At 73.7% G+C, this 6,594-nt stretch carries 6 protein-coding genes and 1 pseudogene; 3 read left to right on the forward strand and 4 right to left on the reverse strand.

Annotated features, from left to right (window positions below):
- Positions 1 to 113: 113 nt before the first annotated feature.
- Positions 114 to 749: a DUF6434 domain-containing protein gene (locus ACFRMQ_RS30605; RefSeq protein WP_380733940.1), complete on the reverse strand. Its 636-nt coding sequence runs from the start codon at positions 747 to 749 to the stop codon at positions 114 to 116.
- Between the two features lie 116 nt (positions 750 to 865).
- Between ACFRMQ_RS30605 and ACFRMQ_RS30610 the strand changes: the two genes are divergently transcribed.
- Entirely contained in the window at positions 866 to 2,170 is a 1,305-nt protein-coding gene (locus ACFRMQ_RS30610) for a M64 family metallopeptidase (RefSeq protein WP_380733941.1), read from the forward strand.
- Between the two features lie 71 nt (positions 2,171 to 2,241).
- On the opposite strand, the gene ACFRMQ_RS30615 is transcribed toward ACFRMQ_RS30610, so the two are convergent.
- The 3 genes and pseudogenes from ACFRMQ_RS30615 to ACFRMQ_RS30625 form a co-directional block, all read right to left on the reverse strand.
- Positions 2,242 to 4,599, reverse strand: a complete 2,358-nt coding sequence (locus ACFRMQ_RS30615; RefSeq protein WP_380733943.1) for a lamin tail domain-containing protein — start codon at positions 4,597 to 4,599, stop codon at positions 2,242 to 2,244.
- Positions 4,600 to 4,956: 357 nt separating this feature from the next.
- Complete coding sequence (locus ACFRMQ_RS30620) at positions 4,957 to 5,316, reverse strand: hypothetical protein (RefSeq protein ID WP_380733944.1); 360 nt, start codon at positions 5,314 to 5,316, stop codon at positions 4,957 to 4,959.
- A 304-nt stretch (positions 5,317 to 5,620) separates the two neighbouring features.
- Positions 5,621 to 5,878, reverse strand: a pseudogene (locus ACFRMQ_RS30625) (anthrone oxygenase family protein); the annotation flags it as partial.
- 59 nt (positions 5,879 to 5,937) lie between these two features.
- Here ACFRMQ_RS30625 and ACFRMQ_RS30630 point away from each other — a divergent pair.
- Together ACFRMQ_RS30630 and ACFRMQ_RS30635 are read left to right on the forward strand one after the other, a co-directional pair.
- Positions 5,938 to 6,162: a hypothetical protein gene (locus ACFRMQ_RS30630; protein WP_380733945.1), complete on the forward strand. Its 225-nt coding sequence runs from the start codon at positions 5,938 to 5,940 to the stop codon at positions 6,160 to 6,162.
- A 70-nt stretch (positions 6,163 to 6,232) separates the two neighbouring features.
- On the forward strand, positions 6,233 to 6,594 hold a 362-nt coding region (locus ACFRMQ_RS30635; RefSeq protein WP_380733946.1), incomplete at its 3' end, for an SRPBCC family protein.

Consider the following 6,594-nt stretch of genomic DNA (forward strand, 5'->3'; position numbering starts at 1 on the left):
CGCCGGAAGTGCCGAGGCGATTCCGCTGCCGGACGGGGCCGTCGATGCCGTGCTGTCGGGCAACGGGCGAGTTCACCCCGCCGATGCTGACGGGTGTTCTGCGCACCCGGAGGCTACGGGGCCTCCCCCGGCGGCGTGTCGCCGACGGGAGGCCTGGGGAGGGCCCGGTGGGCGTGCCAGGCCTCCCGGGCCTGGGTGCGGGTGCCGGCCGGGTTCTCCCGGTGCCAGGCGCTGGTGAAACGGTTGAACTCGAACTGGTCCCCGATCCGGCGGGGCCGGGCGGCGTCCGGGTGGGTGGCGTCCGGGCGGGTGGCGTCCGGGCGGGTGGCGTGCCAGTGGGCGGCCGCGTCGGCCAGGGTCCGGCCCGCGTTCGAGGCGATGAACTCGCGCATGAAGGCGTCGAAGTGGAAGCCGGGGCCGATCGCCTCGACGAAGTACGTCCGCAGGACCTGGCTGCACCGCTGGCCCGGCGGGATCACCGTGGCACCGTCGACGGGCGCGGCCAACTGCGAGCTCGCCGGGCGGCGGCGGGTCGGGACCTCGGGCAGTGGCAGGCCGTCCAGCGCGGCGGCGAGCCGGGCGGTCAGCGCCACCTTGCCTCCGTGCCGCGCGAGGCCCATCGTGCGGGCGAGGCCGGTGAGTTCGTCCAGTGTCCAGTACCAGCGCAGCAGTTCCGAGCCGGTGAGGCCGGCTGTCAGCGGGGGCCTGGACTCGGCGGTCGGCGTACCGGCGTTCCGGCTTTCGATCATGGTCGCCATTCTGCCGGACCGCCGACAGCCTGCCGGAACACTCCACCGATCATGATTGTCAGGTCCTCGACACGGGAAGGAGGCGGGCCACAGCCCGCTCTCCCGGGAGGACGCCCGTGCACCGCACCGCCGCCAGAACCGCCACCGCCCTGCTCGCCGCCGTACTCGCCGGAACGGCGCTCGGGGCCGCGCCCGCCTGGGGCAGCCCGGGAGGCGGTGGCCCCACGCGCCGGGTGGAGGTCTTCGCCGAGGACGGCGGCATCTCCCGCGCCCAGGCGCCGGCCGCCTCCCCGTACGTCGCCGCCCGGCCCCAGGGCGTGGCTCCGGTGCGGGGCGACGGCGAGGTCACCGCGCTGGTCCACAACGGCGACCCGGCCGCCAAGCTGGACGTGGTGGTGATAGGCGACGGCTACACGGCGCAGGAGCAGCAGAAGTTCCGCTCGGACGCGGCCGCGAAATGGAGCGAGCTGACCGCCGTCGAGCCGTACGCCACCTACCGCGGGCTGTTCAACGTCTGGGCGGTGTCCGCCGTCTCGCCGGAGTCGGGGGTGACCGGCGATCCGGACCAGGCGACGGTGCGGCACACCGCGCTGGGGTCGTACTTCTGGTGCGACGGCGTGGAGCGGCTGCTCTGCGTGGACGAGAAGGCGGTCGAGGCGTACGCGGCGAAGGCCCCGCAGGCGGACCTGGTGCTGGTGGTGGCCAACAGCACGAAGTACGGCGGCGCCGGCTACAACGACATCACCTCCCCGCTCGGCTACGAGGGGATCGCCACCGTGGCGGGCGGCAACGCTCGGTCAGGGCAGATCGCGGTGCACGAGACCGGGCACTCGCTGGGCAAGCTCGCCGACGAGTACGCCTACCCCGATCAGGGGGCCTATCAGGGCGACGAGCCGCCCGAGGCCAACCTCAGCACGCTCACCGCCGACCGGATGCGCCGCCAGGGCGCCAAGTGGTCGCGCTGGCTGGGCCAGGCCTCGCCCGACGGCGGCACCGTCGGCAGCTACCTGGGCGGCGGCTACTACCCGGCCGGCCTCTACCGGCCGACCGAGAACTCGATCATGCGCTCGCTCGGACGGGAGTTCAACCTGCCCGGGCGCGAGGCGATGATCGCGGGCTTCTACCGCCACGCGACCCCGCTCACCAGCCCTACGGCCAACGGAAGTCGGCTCACCGCGGCCGACCGCCTCAGCGTCGGCCTGCCCGTGCCCGGCACCCGCCTGCGCTGGTACCTGGACGGCCGGGAGCTGCCCCGGCTCGCCGACCGCACCGCGCTGGACCTCGCCGACCTCAAGCTGACCGGGCCGCGTTCCCGGCCGCACGTGCTCACCGCCGTCGCCACCGACCCGACCCCGGCGGTCGCGGACCCGGCGCTGCGCGCGAAGCTGACCGCGCGCCTGTCCTGGCTGGTGACGCGCTGACCGTACTGACCACGGAGGCGAGTGCAGGTCTCCCCGGAATCCGGGGAGACCTGCGTCGTCGGCCGCTCCCGCTACGGCAGCGGAATGCGCACCACCTGCGGGTCGTGGTCACTGAGCTGGGTGCTGAACTCGCTGTTGATGTGCACGATGTCGTAGCTGTACGACGTGGCCGCCAGCGAGCCGGAGATCAGGATGTGGTCCAGCACCTGCGAGTTGCCCTCGTACACGTAGGTGTAGCGCTCGGGCAGCGGCAGGGTGCGCGGCAGGTCGGTGAGCGAGCCACCGGCGGTGAGGATGTCGGCGGTCTGGGAGAACTCGAAGTCGTTGAGGTCGCCGAGCACGATGACCGAGGCCTTCGGGTCGACGGCCAGGATCTGGTCGGTGAAGTTCTTCACCACCGTCGCCTGGTTGTGGCGCTGGGTCTCCGAGGGGTGGGTCGGCGGCTGGTAGCGGCCGAAGAGGGGCTGGTCGCCGCCCTTGGAGTTGAAGTGGTTGGCGATCACGAAGACCGGCTTGCCGTTCCAGCGGAACTCACCGGCCAGCGGCTTGCGGCTGGAGTTGAACGCCGTGTTGGTCGGGTCGATCCGCCCCGGGGAGTAGGCAAGTTGCGGGGTTCCGCTCGCGTTCACCACGGAGTCGGCGGTGGTGGAGCCGGCGCCGGGGCGGTCGGTGAAGGACAGGCCGCGGTCGGTGCGGAACAGGAACACCTGGCGGATGTTGCCGCCGGGCTGCCCGCCGTCCTGGCCGTCCACCGGGTCGATCTCGCGGTAGGTGTACGACGGGCCGCCGGCCGCGGTGATGGCCGCGGTGAGCTTGGCCAGGGTCTGGGTCGCGCTGACCGTGCCGTCGTCGGTGGCGCCGCTGTTGTCCTGGATCTCCTCCAGGGCGACCAGGTCGGGCGAGCGCAGGTTGGTGACGATGCCCGCGGCGAGGCCGTCGAACTTGCTCTGCGGGTCGGACGGGGCGAGGTTCTCCACGTTGAAGGTGGCCACGGCGAGCTGGCCGGCCGTCGGCGCGGCGGTGACCTCGGGGGCGGTGCCGCCGGGGGTGACCGTCGGGGTCGCGGTGACCTGGAGGGTGAAGTTGCCGAAGGCGTAGTCGAGCACGCCGACGGTGGCGCCGCTCAGGGTGTCGCCGACGTTGGCGGTCGGGGTGGGCGCGAGCGCCTTCCCGAGGACGACCCGCTCCGGGTTGCCGTCGTTGGGCTGCAGCAGGATGCCGCCCCGGTTGGTGCGGGTGCCGCTGCCCTGCGGGACGACGGGGACCTCGCCGTAGGAGTTGGTCGGGCCGACCACGGCCGCGTTGTCGATCTCGACCCGCATGCCCTCCAGGGACTCCCAGAAGTCCAGGCCGTCGGTGGCCGGCTGGTAGTTCCCGGCGGTCTCGACGTCGCCGGAGGTGACGCTGGAGATGACCGCGGACGGGGGTATCCGCCCGCCCGGGCCGACCAGGGTGGCGGCGGGCAGCGGCGCGTTGTGGGCGACCATCGTGACGCTGGGCGCGGTCAGTTCGGTGATCGACAGGTTGTTGGTGCCGCTGGAACCGCCCGGCCGGTACTGGGTGACGGTGGCGCTGACCGTCACCGAGTCGCCGACGGCGACCGAGGGCGCGCCGGCCGTGTAGACGTAGATGCCCTCGCTGGTGCCGGGGTCGTTGTCGGGCTGCGGGTCCTGGTACCAGAAGCCGTTGGGGCCGACGGCCGTCACCACGCCGGGCACGGCGCTGACCGCGCTGCCGGCCAACGGGGAGACGCGGGCGGCGCCCTGGATGTCGTGGATGCGGGTGCCGCCCGGGTTCGGGTTTCCTCCGCCGGTGGAGGCGGAGTTGCGCGGCACGGGCGCGCCGATCACGAAGTCCGCCGCGTTGTTGTCGGTTTCGGTGGCGCCGCCGCCGGCGCGCAGGGCGGCGGTGCTGTTCGACAGGTTGCCGGTCGGCGAGCCCTCGGCGGAGCCCGCGCTGCTGCCGTAGCCGACGAAGTCCCGGACCCCGGACTGGGTCGCGCAGCCCGAACCGCAGGTCAGCAACGTGCCGTTGGTGACGAGCGCGACCTTGCCGGAGGTCGCGGACATGTTGATGGTGCCGGTGGCGTCCGCCGTCGGCAGCGCGGCGCCCGTTCCGGCCCCGGCCGCCTCCTGGACGAGGAAGTAGTGACCGGGCGCGATCGTCCCGGAGAGGGCGGTCTTCGCCCAGCTGGAGCCGGAGGCCGAGGCATACTGCACCGTCCACCCGGTGACGGAGACCGGCGCGGTGCCGCGGTTGTACAGCTCGACGAAGTCGTTGGCGTACGGGGCACCGGAGTTGCCGCCACCGCCGTACACCTGGCTGATCACGATGTCGGGCGACGCCGCCTGCGCCACGCCGCCGGGCAGCGCGACCAGCGCCGCCACCACGGCCGCGGCGGAGGCCGCCGCCAGCGTTCGGCGCCGCACGCGCGGCGTTCCCGGGCTGGTCCGGGGAATCGGGGTGCTCCACATGGGGCTTGCTCCTCACCACCGTGCGGGCTCGTGACCCGTCGGTGTGACCACGGATGGGAAAGTACGGCGCTGCGGTTGTAGCAGTGCCACCAGATCCCTACCGCTCGCGCCGGGCAACGGCCAGACGTACAGCGGGAGAACGTTTCTACGCGCGACAAGTGGGAGGCCGAACTCCGCATGGGCGGGCACGATGGACGTTCCTGATGGTGCTTCAAAATCCTTTGTCGACCGAGATGTTGTGGAGCCAGGAACAGCAGGAGGCCCGGACCCGGCAGCACGTGCGCCGCCGGGCCCGGGCCGGTCCGCCGGGTCTCATCCCGGGCGGTGCCGCGCGGGCGCCACCTGGGGCGGGCGCCGGCGCAGGGGCGCCAGTTCGCGCTCCAGGGTCCGGACGTCCAGCGCTATCCGGGACGCGATCTCGCGCGGGCCGGTGCCGACGGGCAGCCGGCGCGACCAGGAGCGCGGCTTGGCCGGTCCGTTCTGGACCATGTGGAAGTTGAGCCGCAGCACGTCGGCGATGTCGACCAGGTTCACCAGGATTCTGGTGTCCGCGAGGTCGATGCTGACTTCGTTCCCGATGCACGAGCAGGCCACCAGCCCTTCGATGGCCTCCTCCGCCAGGTATCTGGCCAGGGGCACCGCCTTCCCCCGGACCAGAAACGGACGTTCCACCGGAGTCACCGGAACCGCCTCCTCCCCCAGCAGCCGTACGGCGCCTCGGCCGCGACGCAAGCGCACCGCAACAGACCGGGCCCGGCCTATGCTCCACCACATCCAGGCTGTTCGCCAACTCGGCGTCTCACCAAGTGACTTGGGCGAGTTCACCGGACCGGCGCAGTGGTGCACGGCCCAGCGCACCGGGCCCGTCCCGCGGCCTGACCACCGGGCCGGGCGCACGGCCCGGGACGCGCGTGTGCCCGCCCGCGCGAGGCGGACGGGCACAGCGGGGACGTACGGGGAAGCCCGGTTCCCGAGCTCAGCGGCCGCCGCGGCCGTGGAGCACCAGGGAGCGGGTCAGCGCGAGCAGACCGCCGGTGCACAGCGCGGTGCGGAGCATGGTGACCGGCACCCAGATGTCCGCGAACTTGGCCCGCACGGCGGCGAGGTCGTGGATCCGGGACGGGTCACCGGCCGCCGCCAGCTCGTTGTTCAGCGGGATGTCGACACCCATGGTGACGATCAGCGCCACCACGTAGAACGCCGTCGCGCCCGCCGCCCACAGCGCCGCCCGACGCCGCGCCCACCCGCTACCGCGACACCGCCCGCGACTGGCCCGGCCCGCAGGCCCTCGGCGTGCTGCGCTCCGCGGCGGACGGCCTGCCCCCGGCCGCGTACCGCCCGGTACTCGACCCGCTGCTGGAGTCCCGCTCGCCCGTCACCCTGGTCGCGCCGCCGGGGCTCGGGGTCACCGCGCACGAGATCGCCCGGCTGGGGGCTCCGGCTCGGTCGCCGCTGGTGGTGCCGGTCGAGGACGACGGCGACCTGACGGCGGTGGCGGGCCTGCTGGGGCGCCGTTGAGGCCCCGTTGTCGCCAGGCCCGGTCCGGCCGGTCCTGCCGGGCGCCGGACAGGGCCTAAGGTGTCGGACCGTGGCCCGTTTCGTCCTGATCCGCCGTTCACCGCTGCCGCCCGCCGTGTGCTGGGAGCGGCTGACCGCCTGGCCCCGGCACGGGGAGCGGGTGCCGTTCACCCGGGTCCACGTGGCCCGGGGCACCGGCCGGGCGGCCGGTGACCTCGTGCTCGCCCGGACGGCCCTGGGCCCCCTGCGCTTCGACGATCCGATGGAGATCACCGAGCTGGTCCCGCCCGGGCCCGGGCGGGACGGGCGATGCCGGCTGGTCAAGCGCGGCCGCCCCGTGCGCGGCTGGGCCGAGCTGCGGGTCCGGGAGGTCGGCGGCGGCAGCGCGGCGGTCTGGACGGAGGAACTGACGGTCACCGGCCTGGTCGGGGT

It is taken from the genome of Kitasatospora sp. NPDC056783 (assembly GCF_042789895.1).
Classification (GTDB): domain Bacteria; phylum Actinomycetota; class Actinomycetes; order Streptomycetales; family Streptomycetaceae; genus Kitasatospora.

Coding starts and splice junctions, on each gene's coding strand:
- ACFRMQ_RS30605 (WP_380733940.1), bottom strand. CDS start 749: ATGATCGAAAGCCGGAACGCCGGTACGCCGACCGCCGAGTCCAGGCCC.